Annotated in this window: 17 protein-coding genes and 1 tRNA gene; 8 read left to right on the forward strand and 10 right to left on the reverse strand. The window is 37.9% G+C overall.

What is annotated here, in order from left to right; genetic code table 11:
- Nucleotides 1–148: 148 nt before the first annotated feature.
- Nucleotides 149–225 (forward strand) — tRNA-Ile (locus UNSWCS_RS06225).
- A gap of 94 nt (nt 226–319) precedes the next feature.
- Here the strand turns inward: UNSWCS_RS06225 and UNSWCS_RS06230 are convergent.
- From UNSWCS_RS06230 to UNSWCS_RS06255, 6 genes are read right to left on the reverse strand one after another with little or no spacing between them, the layout of a single operon-like run.
- Nucleotides 320–979, reverse strand: coding sequence for a M48 family metallopeptidase (locus UNSWCS_RS06230; RefSeq protein ID WP_021087795.1), 660 nt, complete (start codon nt 977–979; stop codon nt 320–322).
- Nucleotides 972–4,046 carry a type I restriction endonuclease subunit R gene (locus tag UNSWCS_RS06235; RefSeq protein ID WP_021087833.1) on the reverse strand — a complete coding sequence of 1,025 codons (3,075 nt, stop codon included), beginning with the start codon at nt 4,044–4,046 and terminating at the stop codon, nt 972–974. The genes UNSWCS_RS06230 and UNSWCS_RS06235 overlap by 8 nt, the downstream gene beginning before the upstream one ends.
- Nucleotides 4,043–5,431: a hypothetical protein gene (locus UNSWCS_RS06240; RefSeq protein ID WP_021087827.1), complete on the reverse strand. Its 1,389-nt coding sequence runs from the start codon at nt 5,429–5,431 to the stop codon at nt 4,043–4,045. Before UNSWCS_RS06240 ends, UNSWCS_RS06235 begins: the two co-directional genes overlap by 4 nt.
- Complete coding sequence (locus UNSWCS_RS11515) at nt 5,412–6,710, reverse strand: restriction endonuclease subunit S (RefSeq protein WP_021087808.1); 1,299 nt, start codon at nt 6,708–6,710, stop codon at nt 5,412–5,414. Before UNSWCS_RS11515 ends, UNSWCS_RS06240 begins: the two co-directional genes overlap by 20 nt.
- Nucleotides 6,707–8,197 (reverse strand): type I restriction-modification system subunit M, encoded by a 1,491-nt coding sequence (locus UNSWCS_RS06250; RefSeq protein ID WP_021087826.1) that lies wholly within the window; start codon nt 8,195–8,197, stop codon nt 6,707–6,709. Before UNSWCS_RS06250 ends, UNSWCS_RS11515 begins: the two co-directional genes overlap by 4 nt.
- A gap of 1 nt (nt 8,198) precedes the next feature.
- Nucleotides 8,199–8,783 (reverse strand): restriction endonuclease subunit S, encoded by a 585-nt coding sequence (locus UNSWCS_RS06255; RefSeq protein WP_021087801.1) that lies wholly within the window; start codon nt 8,781–8,783, stop codon nt 8,199–8,201.
- A 378-nt stretch (nt 8,784–9,161) separates the two neighbouring features.
- On the opposite strand from UNSWCS_RS06255, the gene UNSWCS_RS06260 reads away from it, so the two are divergent.
- Genes UNSWCS_RS06260 through nifB form a run of 3 tightly spaced genes read left to right on the forward strand, consistent with a single transcriptional unit; the run spans nt 9,162 to nt 11,654 of the window.
- On the forward strand, nt 9,162–10,022 hold the full coding sequence (locus UNSWCS_RS06260; RefSeq protein ID WP_021087798.1) for a substrate-binding domain-containing protein: 861 nt from the start codon (nt 9,162–9,164) through the stop codon (nt 10,020–10,022).
- Complete coding sequence (locus UNSWCS_RS06265; protein WP_021087834.1) at nt 10,015–10,827, forward strand: 4Fe-4S binding protein; 813 nt, start codon at nt 10,015–10,017, stop codon at nt 10,825–10,827. Before UNSWCS_RS06260 ends, UNSWCS_RS06265 begins: the two co-directional genes overlap by 8 nt.
- Nucleotides 10,827–11,654 carry a nitrogenase cofactor biosynthesis protein NifB gene (gene nifB, locus UNSWCS_RS06270; protein ID WP_021087837.1) on the forward strand — a complete coding sequence of 276 codons (828 nt, stop codon included), beginning with the start codon at nt 10,827–10,829 and terminating at the stop codon, nt 11,652–11,654. Before UNSWCS_RS06265 ends, nifB begins: the two co-directional genes overlap by 1 nt.
- A gap of 401 nt (nt 11,655–12,055) precedes the next feature.
- Here the strand turns inward: nifB and UNSWCS_RS06275 are convergent, their stop codons facing one another.
- The 4 genes from UNSWCS_RS06275 to UNSWCS_RS06290 are packed head-to-tail and all read right to left on the reverse strand — an operon-like array spanning nt 12,056 to nt 15,244.
- Nucleotides 12,056–13,405 (reverse strand): sensor histidine kinase, encoded by a 1,350-nt coding sequence (locus UNSWCS_RS06275; RefSeq protein ID WP_021087796.1) that lies wholly within the window; start codon nt 13,403–13,405, stop codon nt 12,056–12,058.
- Complete coding sequence (locus UNSWCS_RS06280) at nt 13,389–14,048, reverse strand: response regulator transcription factor (protein WP_021087838.1); 660 nt, start codon at nt 14,046–14,048, stop codon at nt 13,389–13,391. The genes UNSWCS_RS06275 and UNSWCS_RS06280 overlap by 17 nt, the downstream gene beginning before the upstream one ends.
- Before the next feature lie 41 nt (nt 14,049–14,089).
- The gene (locus UNSWCS_RS06285; protein ID WP_021087799.1) at nt 14,090–14,713 is read right to left on the reverse strand and encodes a hypothetical protein; all 624 of its coding nucleotides are present in this window, start codon (nt 14,711–14,713) and stop codon (nt 14,090–14,092) included.
- Nucleotides 14,714–14,758: 45 nt separating this feature from the next.
- Nucleotides 14,759–15,244, reverse strand: coding sequence for a PepSY domain-containing protein (locus UNSWCS_RS06290; protein ID WP_021087805.1), 486 nt, complete (start codon nt 15,242–15,244; stop codon nt 14,759–14,761).
- A 512-nt stretch (nt 15,245–15,756) separates the two neighbouring features.
- Here UNSWCS_RS06290 and UNSWCS_RS06295 point away from each other — a divergent pair.
- The 4 genes from UNSWCS_RS06295 to UNSWCS_RS06310 all read left to right on the forward strand — a co-directional run bounded on the left by UNSWCS_RS06295 (nt 15,757) and on the right by UNSWCS_RS06310 (nt 18,216).
- Nucleotides 15,757–16,293, forward strand: a complete 537-nt coding sequence (locus tag UNSWCS_RS06295) for a macro domain-containing protein (protein ID WP_021087823.1) — start codon at nt 15,757–15,759, stop codon at nt 16,291–16,293.
- A 362-nt stretch (nt 16,294–16,655) separates the two neighbouring features.
- A complete protein-coding gene (locus tag UNSWCS_RS06300; protein ID WP_021087807.1) occupies nt 16,656–17,282 on the forward strand; it encodes a hypothetical protein in 627 nt (208 codons plus the stop codon).
- A 104-nt stretch (nt 17,283–17,386) separates the two neighbouring features.
- On the forward strand, nt 17,387–17,719 hold the full coding sequence (locus UNSWCS_RS06305; protein WP_021087819.1) for a hypothetical protein: 333 nt from the start codon (nt 17,387–17,389) through the stop codon (nt 17,717–17,719).
- A 35-nt stretch (nt 17,720–17,754) separates the two neighbouring features.
- On the forward strand, nt 17,755–18,216 hold the full coding sequence (locus UNSWCS_RS06310; RefSeq protein WP_021087816.1) for a DUF1643 domain-containing protein: 462 nt from the start codon (nt 17,755–17,757) through the stop codon (nt 18,214–18,216).
- The last annotated feature ends 25 nt before the right edge of the window (nt 18,217–18,241 follow it).

The raw sequence follows: 18,241 nt of genomic DNA on the forward strand, positions 1-18,241 counted from the left end.
AAAAAAAAAAAAAAAAACAAAGTCAAGCTAAAGCTTGCTAATATCTACTAAAATAAACAGCTAGATATTTAATTACCAATATGCAAAAACCTATAAATTTAGCAACAAATAAGCTTTTTCTTGTATAATACGATTTTCTTTCAACTGTGGGTTCATAGCTCAGTTGGTTAGAGCATCCGGCTCATAACCGGATGGTCCCAGGTTCGAGTCCTGGTGAACCCACCACCTACCAATCAAACGCTCAAAAGCCAATTTTTTCTTTTTTTAAAATTTACAAAAATAAAATATGTATAATAGCCCAAAAGCCAGGTCCAAATTTCTAAGCTCTCTCTAAAATTTCCTTGCGTTTTTGCCAGTCAGGCATATAAAGCGTCAGATAGTCATAAAATTTCTTTGAGTGATCAGGATGGAGAAGATGCACTAGCTCGTGAAATACGACGTACTCGATGCATGATTTTGGCTTTTTTATAAGCTCTATGTTTAAATTTATATATGATTTATATGGATTGCAGCTCCCCCATCTTGTCTTCATCTGCCTTATTTTTACGCTTTTGATATCTTGTTTTACTATCTTGTTAAACTCTTGCAAGATATTAAAAAAATATAACGTCGCCTTTTCGTAATACCACTCATAGACCAAATTTTCTTTTCGCTTTAGGTCGCTTTTATCTTTTATAAATAGCTCCAGATAGCCCCTTTGAAGCTTTACTCGCTCCTCTTTAGACTGCACGACTTTAAGCCGGTAGCTTCGCCCAAGATATCTAAAATCCTCGCCGCTTACATACTCTTTTTGCGGCGTCCTAAACGAAGAAAAAAACGCACGTTTTTGCGCTATCCACTTGGCTCTTTTTTGCATAATAAATTTTATATGCTCATCGCTTGCCGACTTTGGCGCCGTTAGTATCGCTTCGCCATTTGGTCTAACTTTTAAAGTGATATTTTTTACGTCTTTTCGGACGATTTTTACGCCTTCAAGCATAAAAACTTATCCCTATGCCTCGGATAGTTTGGTAAATTTTCTCTTTCTCATCGATAGAAACGCTGTATTCGTCCTCGACATCCCAAAGAGCATCCTCCATCGCGCTTGTTATCTCGTTTTCTACGTCTTTATTCTTGTGCCATTCCGGTTTTTTTGAGGCTTTTTCGTAAATTTCATAAAATTTCAGGCTCAAATTTTTAGCTACCACCTCGACATCCGCAAGCCCCACATCGCCCAAAATATCGAGCAAATTATCATAAATAGCAAACAAAATTTTATTAGCATTAAATTCTTTTGGATACCTATCTTCATTTGGCTTTAAAGCCCCAGTTATCAGGTCTTTTAGCTGTTTTGCTTTAGCAAGTTTTTCCTCTTCGCTTAGCCTTTTTGCCTTGTATTCGTCGATGATGTCTTGTATTTGCTGCGCTATTGATTTATAAAATGCTGGATTTGAGTCCATTTTTTCTTTTACCACCGCACTTACGGCGCTGATTATCGTATCGGCTTTTGCATTTTTGCCCTCAATCCTTTGCACCTCATCGTCAAATTCCGTCTCAAAGATATTTACGAGCTTCGTAAGCTCATTAACCCCTTGTGCATTTATGTAAGTATCGAGCAGCTTTTGCATCTGCGCTTCGTATTTGCCAAAGTCGCAAGCCTCATAATACCTTAGCTGCACCGCCTTTCTTAGCTCGTTATAAAATTTAACCCTTTGCTTATAAGCTTTTATCTCCTCTTCGCTTAAGATATCGCAAATTTTCTCACTCGAAAGCGCTAGTTTAAAAGCTCTAGCAAACTGCGACAGCCACTCTTTAAAGTCGTCTCGTTTTTGCACATCCTCTAAAACCGCCACGTAGCTCTCTAGATCGTCTTTAAATTTTACGCCGCTAAAAAGCCCATCCAAATGAGTATAGTAGGTCTTAGCCTTTACGATCTCGCTTCTTACGTCTATCACGGCTCCTGTTATATCCTCTGGGTCAAAGCCGTTTAGCGAAGCATAGCTAGTAAGCGCCTCATCAAGCTCGCCCAAAAGCCCTCTATAATCAATAATGTATCCGTAGTCTTTTCCGTCGTAAAGCCTATTTACTCTAGCTATGGCTTGGAGTAAATTATGCTCTTTTAGCTGTTTATCTATATAAAGCGTGCTTGCTCTTGGCACGTCAAATCCAGTTAAAAGCTTATCCACGACGATAAGCAGGTCTATCTCGTCGCCATAAACAAATTCATCCTTCACATGCTTTAGATACTCTTCCTCGCTGCCGTAGCCCCTTATGGTCTCTTGCCACGCCTTTGCGACATACTCTTTATGCCCGCCCTCAAGCTCCTCGTGCTCGTTGCTTGATATCACATAAGCACTTTTTATCTCTCCAAATTCTTCAAATATCTCATGATATTTTATAGCGTCATATTTTCTTTGCGTTGCCAGCATCGCTTTAAAGCCACTTTTTTTCAAAGTCTTTTTAATGTGCTCATTTATATCAACGGCTATTAGCTCCAGCCTTTGCTCGCTTGATGCCACACGCTCAAACCTCGCCCACTTTTGCTGCAAGTCCCTTTTAGCCTCATCGCCAAGCTCTCTTGATATGAGGTCAAATTTCCTAGTTAGCCCCTCAGGGTCTAGCACCTCTTGACCCACATATCGCCCTTCATAAAGTAGCGGCAACACGGCTCCGTCTTTTACCGCGTCATCTATCGTATATCTATGAATTTCTCCGCCAAATTTCGCAAAGCTGTTTTTCTCACGCTTTAAAAGCGGCGTGCCAGTAAATCCTATATAACAAGCAAGAGGCAACGCCTTTTTCATAGCCTTATGCAGATCGCCGCCTTGCGTGCGGTGGCTCTCATCCACTAGCACAAATATATCGCCATCTCTTATCACTACCTTTTGGTTTTTCACCTTTTCAAATTTATGCACGAGCGTAGTTATCACGCTAACTCCACTTTGTAGCTTTTCTATTAGATCGCTTCCGCTACTTGCTCGTCCTGCTTTTACGTCCGTGTTTTCAAAGGTTTCGTGTATCTGCCCGTCTAGATCTATCCTATCAGTTACTACGATGATCTTTGAGTTTATATAAATTTGCTTTAAAAGTTTTGTTAGCATCACCATCGTGAGCGACTTGCCGCTTCCTTGCGTGTGCCAGACGAGTCCGCCCGCTCTTGCGCCCTCTTTTTTCGCTGATACCCTCTTTAGCGTCTCTTCGATAGCGAAAAACTGCTGATAGCGGCAAACATTTTTCATTTTCTTATCAAACACTATATAGTGCCTAACTAGCCTTAGCAGCCTATCTTTAGATAGTAGCGCAAAGAGCGTCATATCAAGCGCGCTCACCTCTCTACCATTTATCAAGCTCTTTAAGCTCTCTTTTGCCTTAGCTTCATCTTGCTCTTTCCACACACTATAAAATTTAAACGGAGTGCCAGTTGTGCCATATCTTGCTCCACTGCCGTTTGCCGCGATAGTTAGCTGGATGTATTTAAAAAGGTGTGCTATCTCATCTTTGCCCTGCTCTTTTTCAAGCTGCTTTATGCCGTTTTCAAGGCTCACGCTTGATTTTTTAAGCTCGATCACGACTATTGGTATGCCGTTTATAAAAAGCACAAGATCAGGCCTTCTGTGCTTTTGTGCGTCGCTCTGGCTTACTCTACTTACTTCAAATTCTTCAGTCACATAAAAGTCGTTGTTTTGAAAATTTTCAAAGTCTATAAATTTAAAAGAGAAGCTCCTTCTCGTGCCGTCTTCTAAGTTTTCCTCCAAACTGGTGCCAAGCAAGAGTAAATTTGTGATCCTTTCGTTTGCGACCATTAGCCCTTCGTTTAAAGATACCCCAGCTAGCTCATCGACCGCTTTTAAAACGCTACTTTGGCTAAATTTATACCTCTTGCCCTTATACTCATAGCCATTTATCTCACCAAGCTTTTTGGTTAAAATTTCCCTAAACAAAACCTCGCTAGTTTTACCGCCACGAAGTTTTAAATTTTCCTCCCTGCTTATAAATTTATAGCCCAAGCTTTGAAGTAAATTTATGCTGTTTTGCTGGATCTTATTTTCTGAAGTATCTGGGGTCATTTTGTCTCTCTTTGACTTAAATTTTTAATAGATTGTGTTATTTCATTTAATATTGTTCCATCTCCGTGCTTTTTATCCAATGTTTTACTTGCATTATAAGATATTGCATTTATAGCTTCCAAAATTAGCTTTTCTAGCAATTCACTATCTTCTTTACCTAGCTCACTAATCTGCTTTTTATAGCTTATATATGATCTAGCCAATGCTTCCTTATGTGCGTATTCTTGTTCTAGTCTTTGATTTTCACTACGTCTCTTACTGGCATATACAGCGACCCATATTAAAGGCAATGTTATAGGTAAAGAGTGTAGTATGTATTTTGTTATCTCTTCTATTGAACTTAAATTTTTTAATGTAGAAAAAGACAAAAGCGATATAGCAAAAAGACAACTTATAAATACAATATTCCATATTATAATTGGACATTTAAATTTTTTTCTTTCAACACTATAAGCATTTGCTAACCCTGCACTAGTTGCACCTTCTAATAATTTTTCTATTTCTTCTTCAAAGGCTTTGTGTTTTGAGTCGTGTTCTTCTTTAAGTTCATTTAACTTATTTATTTGATCGTTTTTAAATTCCTCAAGTTCATTCTTTCTTGTCGCCAGTTCTTGTTCTAATCCTCCTATTCTTTTTCCTTCTTCTTCATCAAATTTTCCAAAAATTTTTACATAAAATTTTTCAAGATCTTCCAAATCCTTATTTGTTTCCGTTAAATACTTTTTAGTTAAATTTATATCATTTAAAATATCTTTTTTTGCTTCCAGTATCTCAGTTTTTGTTGATATATAATCTTTTTCATCGATTAAAGTTTCATCATGAAATTCTGCAATTTTTGTATATTTTTCTTTTATTTCGTCAAAAAAGTCTTTAACACTATCTTCAATGCTATTCTCTCCATCTATTAACTCATTCTTTAATCTATAAATTTCCCTGACATCTGTTTTTATTTTTTCTAAATTTATATCCTCCAAAGCCTTTTTTATAGTATCTGTGTATTCTTGCACCATGTTAGAAACTGATCTGCTAGAAATTTTAGGCATTAGAATATTTAAATTCCTTAACCCAGCAATAAGCTGATCTATATAGTTATTTGTTGCTACAATGTAATCAATAGTTCTATTATTGATGAATAAATCAAAATAATGCAAAGCACTTTCTAAATAACTTCTTGAATTATCCAATAAATTTTCTTGGCTTAATTCAGGATCGATTAGCTTTAGATAGCTATCTATAAAAATTATAACTTTTCCAAGTCTATTGTATTCATCAATAATTTCTACATTCCCAATCTCTTTAATATTAAATTCACTAAATTTTGTCTTAAATAGTTCCCATTTGCTATGAAAATCACTCGACCCATACCTAGTCATCCATCTTGACATTTTTTCCTCCTTTTACTTTTGTTCTTATGTTTCCGCTTAGTAGTTTTTGCATCAAGCCTTGTTTTTGTTTTTTCAAATTTTCAAGCTTTAAATTTAGTAAATTTATCTCATCATCGCAAGCCGTTAAAACCTCTACGATTTTTTGTTGTTCTTTTAAATTTGGAAGCTTTATTTTAAACCATTTTATATGCGTTGGACCAAAATTAAATTGTGCCGAACCAGTCAAAACCCCAAGCACTTGTCTTTCAAAATATATTGTCTGAAAAAAATAATACAAATATTTCAACAGCAATCTGTCATCTAAACTTTTAAATCGCATTGTGCTTGTATTTAAACACAATGGCAAATCCTTCTTTTCAGCAAAGGCTATTTTATTTTTAAAGCTAGCTGAATTTATGCCAGAGCAAGAAATTAGCAAATCACCATCATCGATTAAAAAATGTTTGTAAGCTCCGTAAGCTTCAGTTTCACTTATATATGTTGTAGTCGTATTTAAATTTAATGTATTGTTGTTTAAATTTCCAACATTCAACAGCTTAATACCTTCTTTTTTATATTGTGTATTTCTTACACCAGGACCTTCTTGAAAAAAAGTAACTTTATTTAATTTTTCATTTTGCCACTCATCTTTGAATTGTGGAAAGCGGATTTTGGCTGTGAGTAAATTTTGCATAAGAGCTTTTTTAAACTGCTTTTTGCTTTCTATCAAATTTATAGTTAAATTTATAGCCTCATCCCAAGTAGATAAAATTTCCGCTATCTTTTCTTGCTCGTCCAATGGCGGAAGTTTGATTTTTAAATTTAATAAATTTGATTTTGAAATCCCCAAAACAGAAATGCCTGTGGCTTTTTTCTTTAGCTCTTTTGCAACCCAAGGCTCGTAAAGAATATATCCTTTATAACCATCTGCAAAATAATCACCTTTATCTCTAAGCAAAAAAGTATGTAGCCCAGCAACCGCTTTGTGTTCTAAATTTTTAATTTCCACGCTTTTTGCGATATCTATATAATCTTCCGAAGCATCGGCAATGACCAAATCTCCATTTTTGATAAATTCTGGCTTGTCCCCCAACTTGCTTTGATGTATTTTTGGCAAAGAGGCAACACGAAAATCTAAGTAAAATTTATATTTTTTATGTATTTCCCCATAATGGATATATGAAATTTCATCATAATCATTTAGACTTTTACGTGAATTTGTATAAGATTTTAAAAAATCAAAAACATCCCCAAGCCTCACGACCCTCCACCCGCTTGGTAAATTTTTAAATTCGCTCATAGCCCAAGCTCCGCAAGATACTCGCTCATCTTGCTTTGAACGCTTTTTAGCTCGGATTCTAGGCGTGAAATCTCAGCCTTTGTAGCCTCGATATCCACAAGCTCTTCTTCTTCAAATGTATCGACGTAGCGAGGGATGTTTAGGTTGTAGTCGTTCTCTTTTATCTCGCTAAGGCTTGCTAGGTGGGAGTATTTTTCTATCTCACTTCTGTTTTTGTAGGTAGTGACTATCTTTTTTATATTTTGCTCGGTTAGCGAGTTTTGGTTTTTGCCTTTTTCAAATTCTTTGCTAGCGTCGATAAACAACACATCTTCGTTTGCGCGGTTTTTCTTAAAAACGAGTATGCAAGCAGGGATGCTCGTGCCGTAAAATAAATTTGCCGGTAGCCCGATGACTGCGTCTAGTAAATTTTCTTCGATTAGCTTTTGGCGGATCTTGCCCTCGTTTGCCCCGCGAAATAGCACTCCATGCGGAAGCACGACACCTATTTTGCCGCTGTTGTTTAGACTTTTTATCATGTGCACGACAAATGCGTAGTCGCCCTTACTCTTTGGCGGCAAAGCGTAGCTAGCAAATCTCATAAAAGAATCGTTCACGGCAAAGTCAGCACCCCATTTATCGAGGCTAAAAGGTGGATTTGCCACGACTATATCAAATGTCTTTATAAGATTGTCTTGTAGATGAAGCGGGTTTCTGATCGTGTCGCCCCACTCGATCACGGCGTCATTTATCTCATGCAAAAACATATTCATCTTGCAAAGTGCGTGAGTCTGTCCGTTTTTCTCCTGTCCGTAAAGGCGGAAATTTTTGCTACCGACCTCTTTTGAAGCCTTAATAAGAAGCGAGCCAGAGCCGCAAGTAGGATCATAGATCATATCGCCCTCTTTTGGCTCAACCAGCTTTGCAAGAAGCGTCGAAACCTCGCTTGGCGTATAAAACTCTCCGCCTTTTTTGCCCGCGTCACTTGCAAAGTGAGCTATAAGATACTCGTATGCGTCGCCTATTATGTCGTTGCCCTCAAGCATAGATGGGCGAAGATCTAGTCTAGTGTCGCTAAAGTCCTCAAGCAAATTTTGCAAGATAGCGTTTCTCTCTTTTGTGTCCCCAAGCTTGTTTTTGTTATTAAAGTCGATGCTTCTAAATATGCCTTCAAGCTTATCTTTGTTGTCCTCTTCGATCTTTTCTAGCGTTTTGTTCATTATCTCGCCTAAATTTGCAGCCTCTTTGTGTGCTAAAAGATACTCAAAGGTGCAACTCTCATCAAGCTTAAATTTCTCTTTCTTTAGCTTTGCTTCGATCCTCTCGTTCTTGTCACCGTATTCAGCTCTTAGCAACTCAAGCTTTTCTTTATAAAAATCAGATAGATATTTAACAAAAAGCATCGTTAAAACATAGTCTTTATAGTCGCTCCCGTCCATCGTGCCGCGAAATGTGTCGCAAGCCTTCCAAACTACGTTATTTATGGTATCTTGTGTGGTCTTTTGCATCTTAGTTCTCCTCTTTTATTAAATTTTCAAATATGCTTTTGTTGTATCTTTGCTTTTGGGCTGCTAAATTTTGTAAAATTTCGCTCTCCTGGCGAGCTAAATTTAGGTATTTTACTATCTTGTTTTGAGTTTGCAAATTTATGGCTGGTATTTTTATATTATTTAAGCTTGCAACGCCTATCATCGCTATTGTAGTGCCTGAAACATCTGGCGCAAGGGTTCTTTTAACAGCACTGCTGTTTAGATAGTGCGCCACAAAACACGGATCAAATTTATCGCTTTTAACCCTTATGCGAACCATCAAAGATGTGTAGATAAGATCATCATAGTCCTTGTCTATATAAACGGCGAAATTTGGCTCTCTAAGCCGCAACAAAACATCGCCACGGCTCACTTTATACTCATCGCTTATTTTTTCGCTTGATATGAACTCATCGGCAAATGTGTCATCAAAAAGCGCATTTTCATTAAAGGACTTTAGCGAGACTACTTTATAGCGAAATTTCTCATCTACGTTTTTGTCCGCCTTTTTGCGATTTAAAACTAACCCAGTTTTTATCTCAGATACGTCGCCTATTTTTATCATTTCAAGGTGCCCCTTTCTGTATTATTTTAAAAATAATACTAATGCTTTTATGACCGAAGTATATCAAAAAAGATAAAAACTAACAATACATTTTTATATTATTTCTAAAATAATACATCAAATCGACGACTAAAATCTTAATTATTTTTTAAACGATAAATTTACTTTAGCAAATTTACCTCTGCGCTTTTTAAATTTATCTCGATTTTTAAGCTAGCATTTGGCTATAATCACTCAAATTTAGATTGCGGTCGCAATTTACATTTGCATAAATTTATCTTCAACTACCATTTTTGCAAATTTCAAAAGTCAAATTTCACAAGTTTCGCGTGCCGAAAATATCAAATTTACATTTCTTAAATCCCAAAAGGAGATTTCGTGGAATTAAAACAAACTGGTATATCACGCCGTGGCTTTTTAAAAGGTGCTTTAGCCACAGCTGCTGCTGCCACGCCACAAACGATGCTGGCTGGCTTTACGCCATTTAAGTCTGACTCGCTTCAGGTTTGGTCGTGTGGAGGCTTGTCTGAAGCATTTAATGAGCTAAATGCCATTTACGAGTCAAGAACAGGGCACAACATCCAATACACTGGCGCTTTTGCTGGTGCTCTTGGCAAGTCGCTTTTAGCACTTCAAAGCACGACCGAGCTCTTTGGAGCAAGGGTTTTAGAGCTTTCTAAAAAACTTCGCAAAGCTGGTCTTAGCCTTCATTTTAGACCGCTATGCTTTACCGACTACGTCCTAGTCGTGCCAAAAGGCAACCCTGCTGGCATTCGCGACTTAAAGGACCTTGCAGAGCCAGGAGTTAGGGTGATGCTGCCTCTTAGATCATCGCCCCCTGGCAGTGGCCCAGTCAAAGGGATCTTAAAAAACTCAAACCTAACTGATGCGGTGATGAAAAACATGGTCGCAAATGGATCATGCGTCATAAATATGATGTGCGAGCTAGTTGATGGCAAGGGCGACGCCTCGATCATCGAAAAACGCCTAACAACGCACGATAGGTTTAAAGATAAGATTGAGTATATGCCCATCGATGAAAAGCTCATCCCGCCTGGACCGCTCACTTTTACGCTAAATATAATGAAATATGTAAAAGATGAAAGGCTTGCAAATGATTTTGCAGACTTTGTTTGCGGCACCGAGGGTCAAGAAATTTTTGAAAAACATGGCTTTACCTCCATTTATTCAGCGCGTGGGCTAGAGCTTATAGAAAGGTTTGGTGTAAAAGATGTGTAGTAGCTGTAATAGCGCATGCTCTAATAGCAGTGCATGCGGCAATGTAAATTTAAAAAAGAAAAGCAAAAACTCTCCCACAACAAAGATAAGACGCCTAGTGCAGCTCATCTTTATAGCTGGCATCGGTCAATGGGCGTATTACGGCATTTTTAGATGCCCTTTTGTGGTGCCTTTTGTAAATTGCCAAAACTGCCCTATCATCACCTGTTGGGGGCGGATCACGTCGCTGTTTTTTGGATTTTGGCTATTTATCCCAGCGCTTGTCATCCTCTTTGGCAGGGCATTTTGTGGCTGGGTCTGTCCAGCTGGCTTTGTCAATCAAATGCTTGGTAAATTTGCCTTTTTCAAGCTAAAAATTCGCAGCAAAAAGCTGATATTCGCTCAAATAGGCATGCTAGCTACCATAGCGATCAGCCTTTGGGTCTATTTCGTCTGGGGCAATCCACGCATGATGATACCTATAAGAACGAGCGATGAGTATCTAACTGCCGTTACTTTGTCACTTCGCTTTGGCGAGTGGGAGTGGGTCACACGCACGGCAGTCATCATCTCAGTCATGCTAGCCTCGCTAATCATAGCCAACCTTTGGTGCCGCTTCGTCTGCCCATCAGGTGGCGTGCTTGAAATTTTGCGTAAATTTTCGATATTTCGCGTCTATAAAACAAGTGCCTGTGACGACTGCGACGCATGCTTGCGTAAGTGCGAGATGGGGACAAGACCTGATGAGATAAACTGCACAAACTGCGGAGACTGCCTAAATGTCTGCCATGCAAATGCCATTAAATTTGGAAGGAAAAAGAGCTAATGATCTTTCGCACTAAAGCTGATTTAGACAACCACCCCTGCTTTAACAAAAAGGCCTCCGCTAGCTACGGACGCGTGCATCTGCCAGTTGCCCCTCACTGCAACATCCAGTGCAACTTCTGCAACCGCATATATGACTGCGCTAATGAAAATCGCCCTGGCGTAACGGCAAAGGTGCAAACACCAGATGAATCGGTGAAATTTTTAGAAAAGCTCTTTAAATTTAGACAAGACATCTCAGTCATCGGCATCGCTGGACCTGGCGATCCGATGTGCGACGCTGACAAGACGCTAGCGACCTTTGAAAAGTGCAAGTCCCACTTCCCAAACGCCCTACTCTGCCTCTCGACTAATGGCTTAGCGCTGCCTGAGCATGTGGATGAGATCGTGCGTCTTGGCGTGAGCCACGTGACAGTGACTGTTAATGCCGTGACGCCAGATGTTGGCTCGAAGGTCTATTCGTGGGTGAGATATGAGGGTAAAAACTACTACGGCGAGGAGGCTGCTAGGATACTGCTAGCACGCCAGGATGAGGGCATCCGCAAGCTAAAAGAGGCTGGCATGCTAGTAAAGATAAACACCGTAGTCATCCCTGGAGTCAATATGACCCACGTCCAAAGCATCTCGGCAAAGGCAAAGCAGTGGGGAGCTGACATAATGAACTGCATGGCGATGATACCGGTGCATGACACACCTTTTGAAAATTTAAAGTCCCCTTCAACCGATGAGATCCACCGCATAAGAAGATCGATATCTAGTGATATAGACCAGATGACGCACTGCAGTAGGTGCCGCGCTGATGCATGCGGGAAGCTTGGCGAAAGATAACGATAAAAGACACTAAATTTAGTGTCTTTTTTGGTTTTTGGTTTTTTGCTCGCTTGGCTTTTGATTTTTTCTTGTGTGGCTCTTGGCTTGTGTGTCTTACAGCTCTTGGCTCTTGGTTAAATTTTGTAAAGCTATCTTAGATATCAAAGTTATAAAGGCATAGAAAAGTGCGGTTTATTCGTAGCTAGAGTGAGTTTTGCTCTAAAGCAAGGTGGCGAAATTTCTTTACATTACTTTGCAAACTCTTTTAAAGCTCTTTAAATGGGTTTTAAATCAGACATCTTAATACTTTGTTCAATATTCATCTATCTTATAGCCTTGATAGTTTTGTGTGAAATTTAAATTCACTCTTATATTAGTTTTGCTCTTGTGTAAATTTTGTCTTAGCAAACTGCTTAAATTTATGCTTCTTTTGAATTTACAAGCTCAAATTCAGCCCAAAATTCGCTCCCAGCTCCTGCTTCGCTTTTTACGCCAAGCTTTGCGCCGTGAATTTTAGCTATATTTGCAGCGATGGCTAGCCCAAGGCCGCTACCTATGTTTTGGCTTTTGTTTCTTGAGCTTTCAACTTGATAAAATTTATTCCAGATTAGCTCGCTATCTTTTTTAGAGATACCGACACCATCGTCTTTTACAGATAAAAGCGCATGCGTTTTTGACACACTTAAATTTAGCTCGATCTTAGTTTCTGCAAATTTTAGTGCATTGCTTAAAAAGTTATCCACCAGCCTTGAGATCATCAGCTCATTGCCTAAAATTTGGATATCTGGCGCTACAACGCAGCTAAATTTTAACCCCCTAGCGCTTGCTAGCTTTTCATAGTCACTGGCTAAATTTTGCAAGATAGTGCTTAAATTTATGCGCTTTAGCTCCAAATTTCTGCCAGCTTCCAGTCTTGAAAGCTCTAAAATTTGATCTATCAGCGAGGTTATCTTTCTTGACTGCCTAGAGATGACCTCCAGCGACTCCTTGGCCTCGTCCAAATTTTGTGAGTAATTTTTAGCGTAGTCGCTCTCAGCCATGATGACAGATAGCGGCGTTCGCAGCTCGTGCGAGACATCTGATGTGAGCTGTTTTTCGCTTTGATAGACCTTTTCTAGGGAGTCAAGCATCTGGTTAAAAACGCTTGCAAGAGCGTGTAGCTCGTCTTTGTCAGCAGGCAGGTCTATACGCTTTGAGAAGTCCCGGCTGCTGCCTATCTTAAGGGCAGTTTTTGACATCGTAGCGACTGGCTTCATCGCGTTTTTTATCGTTTTATAGCCACCGTAAAGCACAAAAATAAACAAAACTGGCACAAAAACGCCAAGAGCCAGTAAGAATAGCCCCTCTTTTTTAAAAAATTTCTCCGCATTTATCACGCCTCTGACCCAGACATTTTTGCCTTTAGCTGCGATATCATAGTAGTAAAAGCGGTTTTCGCCGTTTTCATAAAGCCGCACTGCACCGCTGTTCATTTTAAGTGAAATTTGAAAGTGTTTTGGTGCTAGACCACCGATCACATCGCCTTTTGCGTTATATTTTATAAAAAATATCCCATCATCATATGGCTCAAACTCATCCATATTGTTGGCTATTTTGGTGACTGATTTGGCTAGCTTTTTTTGGCTCACGTCCTCAAAAACCTCATCCGCCACGACCGCCGAGATAGCAACTAAAGCCGCCACGATAGCGATGATAAAAAACGAGTACCAGAGCGTTACGCGCGCGGTTATTGGGATGTTTGCAAATGCTTGTTTAGTCCTTAACAACATAGCCAAGCCCTCTTTTAGTCTGGATCACATCGCACTCACCAAGCTTTTTTCTTATGTTTTTTATAAGCACATCGATGACGTTTGAGCCGCCCGTGTAGTCAAAGTCCCAGACGTGCTCTTTGATCTGGTCGCGAGTTAGAATTCTGCCCTTATTTAGCATCAAAAACTCTAAAATTTCATACTCTTTGCCAGTTAGCTCGACCTGTTCGCCGCTAAATTCGACTGACTTTTTAGAAAGGTCGATCTTGAGCTCACCTGCGCAAATTTCACTAGCCACGTTGCCGCTATTTCGGCGAATGAGCGTGCGCACCCTAGCTAGCAGCTCCTTAAAGTCAAATGGCTTGACCAAGTAGTCATCCGCGCCCGCGTCAAGCCCCTTTACAACGTCGTCCACATCGTCTTTTGCCGTTAGTATCAGCACAGGGGTCGCTAGCTTTGCGGCGCGCGATCTTTGCAAAAATGTAAGTCCGTCCATCACTGGCATCATAAGATCAAGCACGATAAGATCGTAGTGCGCGACGGCGGTAAAGTCCATCGCCTCCTCGCCGTTAAACGAGCTATCGACGCTATATCCGTTTTTCTTTAGGTGCCTTGTGATGACGCTATTTAGGTCTATTTCGTCCTCGACTACTAAAATTTTCATCTTTGCCTTACCTGCCTCACTTGGTTTTGCCAGCTATTTTATCAAATTTGGCTTTTTATTTTTAGATTTAAAATTTCGCCATTTGCTGCGCCTATCTTAAAATCATACAAAAAGCCGTTAAATTTAGCCCTTGCCTCATAAAAATACTCCACTCCAAGCGTGCCAAAACTTTGTTTTTTAGCTAGATAGATCGGAGAAAACTCCACCTCTTCTGGCTTTGTTTTTAGACGGTCAATGATAAGCTCTTTAACTTTTTCTGGCAAGATGCAAGCCACCCCTTCAAATTTGGCCTGTTCTTCATTTATCTTTGATAGCTCCGCCCTTTGCGCCTCGTCTTTTAGGCAGTTTGAAGCGTTTGATAGCCACACTCCAGCCTTGCCAGTGTAGATAAGCACATCCGCTACACCTTGAAGCGAAAGCTCAAGCGCATTTTTAAAAAAATTTTGAGCTTTGCATTTCGGAGCTGTTTGGCTTAAATTTTTATCTAAATTTTCAGGGCTTTGCTCGCTCTTTCTTAAATTTTCGCAACTATTTTTATTAGTACCAGCCTCGGCTTTTTTACTTAAATTCTCTCTCGCGCTTTGGCTAAAATTTTCATTCAAATTTCTCTCTAAAACCTGCCCACCAACGTTATCGTTTAAATTTTGCTCTAAATTTTCACTCATCTTTTTCACCTTTATAAAAATTTAACGCCCAAAAAGGGCGCTAGATCACTTTGTATAGTTGCCGATTATCTCGCCAGTTTGAGCGTTTATGATCACTTTTTTCTCGCTCCTATCACGCTTAAGCTCTACTTTGTATATCCAAGCACCATTTTTATTATCAAGCTCTGCCTCATCAAGGCTCCAGCCAGCCTCTAGCGCTTGAGCTTTAGCTACTGCTTCGTCGATACTTAGAGCAAATTTTGAAAAATCTACCGCTTCGATCGGCAAGATATGTTTTTTATTTTTATTCTCTACTTTAATGATCTGGCCGCTGTTAGCATCGATCTTAATCTCTTGTTTGACGCCGTCTTTAAAAGACTCAATCTTGTAAAAAGTCACGCCCTTTTTGACGTTCATCTCGATATCTTTGACGCTTGAGCCTGGAAAGTTTTTCTCAGCTATGTTTAAAGCCTCTTTTGATGTGATGGCAGCTTGCAAACCTGTCACTCCTAAAACTGCTGCTAAAACTGCCGCGCCTAATACCTTTTTCATTTTTAATCCTTTTATTTTTAATTTCCAACTTTCGTTTGGATGAGCGCATTATAAAAGTCTTAAATGAAGCTAGGATGAATGAATAAAATAAGAACTAGGTTTGATGACGTATTAAATATAAATAAAAAAGATATACAAAATTTTTAAGCGATGAGGCACTAGTATTAACAAATGAATTTACACGAAAAATTCGCCAAATTATGACACCAAAACCACACAAGGCTCTTTTATCTCGTCTGGGCGAGGATACTTTTTGTCTGACTTGTCAGACAAAAAGACCTCGCTAGGGATGATCCCTAAAACCCCTATATTTATGAATAAACATCGCTCAACAATACTAAAAATATACAATCAAAATAAAACAAAACACGTGTAACCTATTAACATTTTTTAAAATCTTGTCTGTTTGTAGCCGCTGGTAAATGTGCACCAAATAGGACATTTTTATTTCCATTTTTTTACTATAATTCTAGAAAAAAAGTAAGAAGAAGATAATATATGAGAGGCATTGCATGATATCGTATAAACTTTTTGCCAAACAAGGCGATTTACTAACTGCAAAAGCTGATTTTGCTGTAAATCCATCAAACACTGCCATGTTGCTTGGAAGCGGCGTATCGATGGCATTTAAACGAAGTTGTGGTGTAATACTAGAAAAATATATGCAAGACGCACTAAAAAATCGTGGAGTAATAAACCAAGGTAACGTTATAAAAACTGCATCAAACTATAAAAATTTCTCATATGTTTTACATGCCGCAGTGATGAACTATACTGAAAAAAATAAACCCAAAGTGCCAACGATACAGACCATAAAAGAAATTTTGCAAAATTTACAGCAAATTTTACTACTTGAACAAGAAGATAATCTAACTCTTGCTCTACCACTTATTGGTTGCGGTATTGGCGGTCTTGAAAAAAGTGAAGTTGTATTAGAGTACAAGAATTTTTTCTTGTGTCAAAAAAATGCGGATAAAAAGTGCGATGTTATGGTTTATGGCTATAATCAGAGTGACTTTGAGTTGATAGAGAAAAATTTAAAAGGGTAGATAGTGGATTTGATTTTTTTAAGAAAAAAGGTAATAAAAAAATTGTTATTGATTTAGATGTAAATGAGATAAAGGATATTGGAGAAATTCTTCAGATAAAAGAAACCCACAAAAGATACAACACTTATTTTATCCTAACGCCAGAAAAATTTTTTGCGTATAATTATAAGCATAAAGAGCTAAAAACATTAGCGTATCATAAAAATGATCTGGAACTTTTTGATTGGCCTTTCTCCAGCTCTTTATTTTCGGTTGAAGATAATATTTCTTGGATTAAATGCAATTAGGATCTTAAATTTTTTGATGGATACGGCAATCCCATACCACTTGAAGGCTATAAACATGCCTATTATTATAGTTATTTGGATGGAATATACATTAGCAAAAGTGACAACGAAGATGCTTTTAGTAACAGTAAGTTAGAACTTTTTGATCCGATAACCAAAACAGTAAAAGAGGTTATTTCTGGTCAATTTTTAGAAAAAAATTTAGTTGCGGTAAAAAATCCAAAGAACGATAATTTTTTTGGTGTTAGTGATTTAGAAGGAAATATAAAAGTACCATCAAAATATTTAGATGTTAGTATGATTTGCGACACGATTGTAAAACTTCGTAATGATAAATGCCAAAATGAATACTTTGATCTAGCTAATAATAAACCCATTTTTACTGACTACTTTTATATCAACAAAATAATGGTGCAAACTGATATAGAACAAGATATTTATAATGGAGAGATATTTTATTATGAAAAAAATAACAAAATAGGCTTGATAGACTACCAAGAAAATATCAAATTAGAGGCGAACTATTTTTCTTTTGACTATCTGGCTTTTGGACTTTTTGCTTTTAGCCGATCCGAAAAAAATCCATATGATTTTTACCAGCCTAAATTTGGACTTTGTGATACAGAAGGTAATGTGCTTTTAAAGAAGAATATGACGAAATTTCTATATCTTTTTATGACTATGATGATATCGCCACGATAAAAGCTATTGGTGCAGAGCTGATAAACGGTGAAGAATTTGATAAAAAAGCATTTGTACTAAAAGACCATACCGTAATACACAAGGATGATATTGATGAAATTTGGATGGTTGATAAAGATAAATTTATCATTCAAAAAGAAGGCAAATATACGCTAAAAAGCGGCTGGGATGATGATGCTAAAATTTTTATCGAAGCAAGCGATAATCTCTATGTGTGCAATGGGATTTTTAGCCACTCCTTGACCAATGGGAAATATAGGCTTTATAGAAACGATTTTATCGTAACAATCGAATGTGATAATTATAAATTTATCTATGATGAAAAGATTGTAATAAAAAAGAATAACTATCTTAGTTTGGTGGATAAAAACTTTAATGTTATTAAAAATAATTTTTACAATGCAAAAGATATTGTTTTAATTAATAATGGTTTTTGATATAATTTAAAAATATTTTTTGAAAGGACAACACAATGGAATGTTCAGCGGTTTTCTCACAAGATAGGAAATATAGATATGTTTTAACAAGAGTTTGGGATAAAAATAAACCAATGCTTGTTTTTGTAGGATTAAATCCATCCATCGCAGATGAAACAAAAGATGATCCCACTATTAAAAAGTGCATAAAATTTGCTCAATACTGGGGTTACGGCGGTTTTTATATGCTTAATTTATTTGCAATCGTCTCAACAGACCCGTCTGTGATCTACTCCGCAAAAGATCCTATTGGCAAAGAAAATGACAAAATGCTTGCAGATTATTCAAGCAAAGTAGATAAAGTAGTATGTGCTTGGGGAAATAATGGATCGTATCAGGGCAGGAGCAAAGAGGTGCTAGATGCCTTAAAAAATAAATTTTACATAAAACTAAATACCAGCGGAGAACCTGCTCATCCATTATTTTTAAAAGGTGACTTAAAACTTCAAAAATTTTAAGCCGCTATCTGTATGGGTTAGGAGA

The sequence above is a fragment of the Campylobacter concisus UNSWCS genome, from assembly GCF_000466685.1.
GTDB classification, from domain to species: Bacteria; Campylobacterota; Campylobacteria; order Campylobacterales; family Campylobacteraceae; genus Campylobacter_A; species Campylobacter_A concisus_A.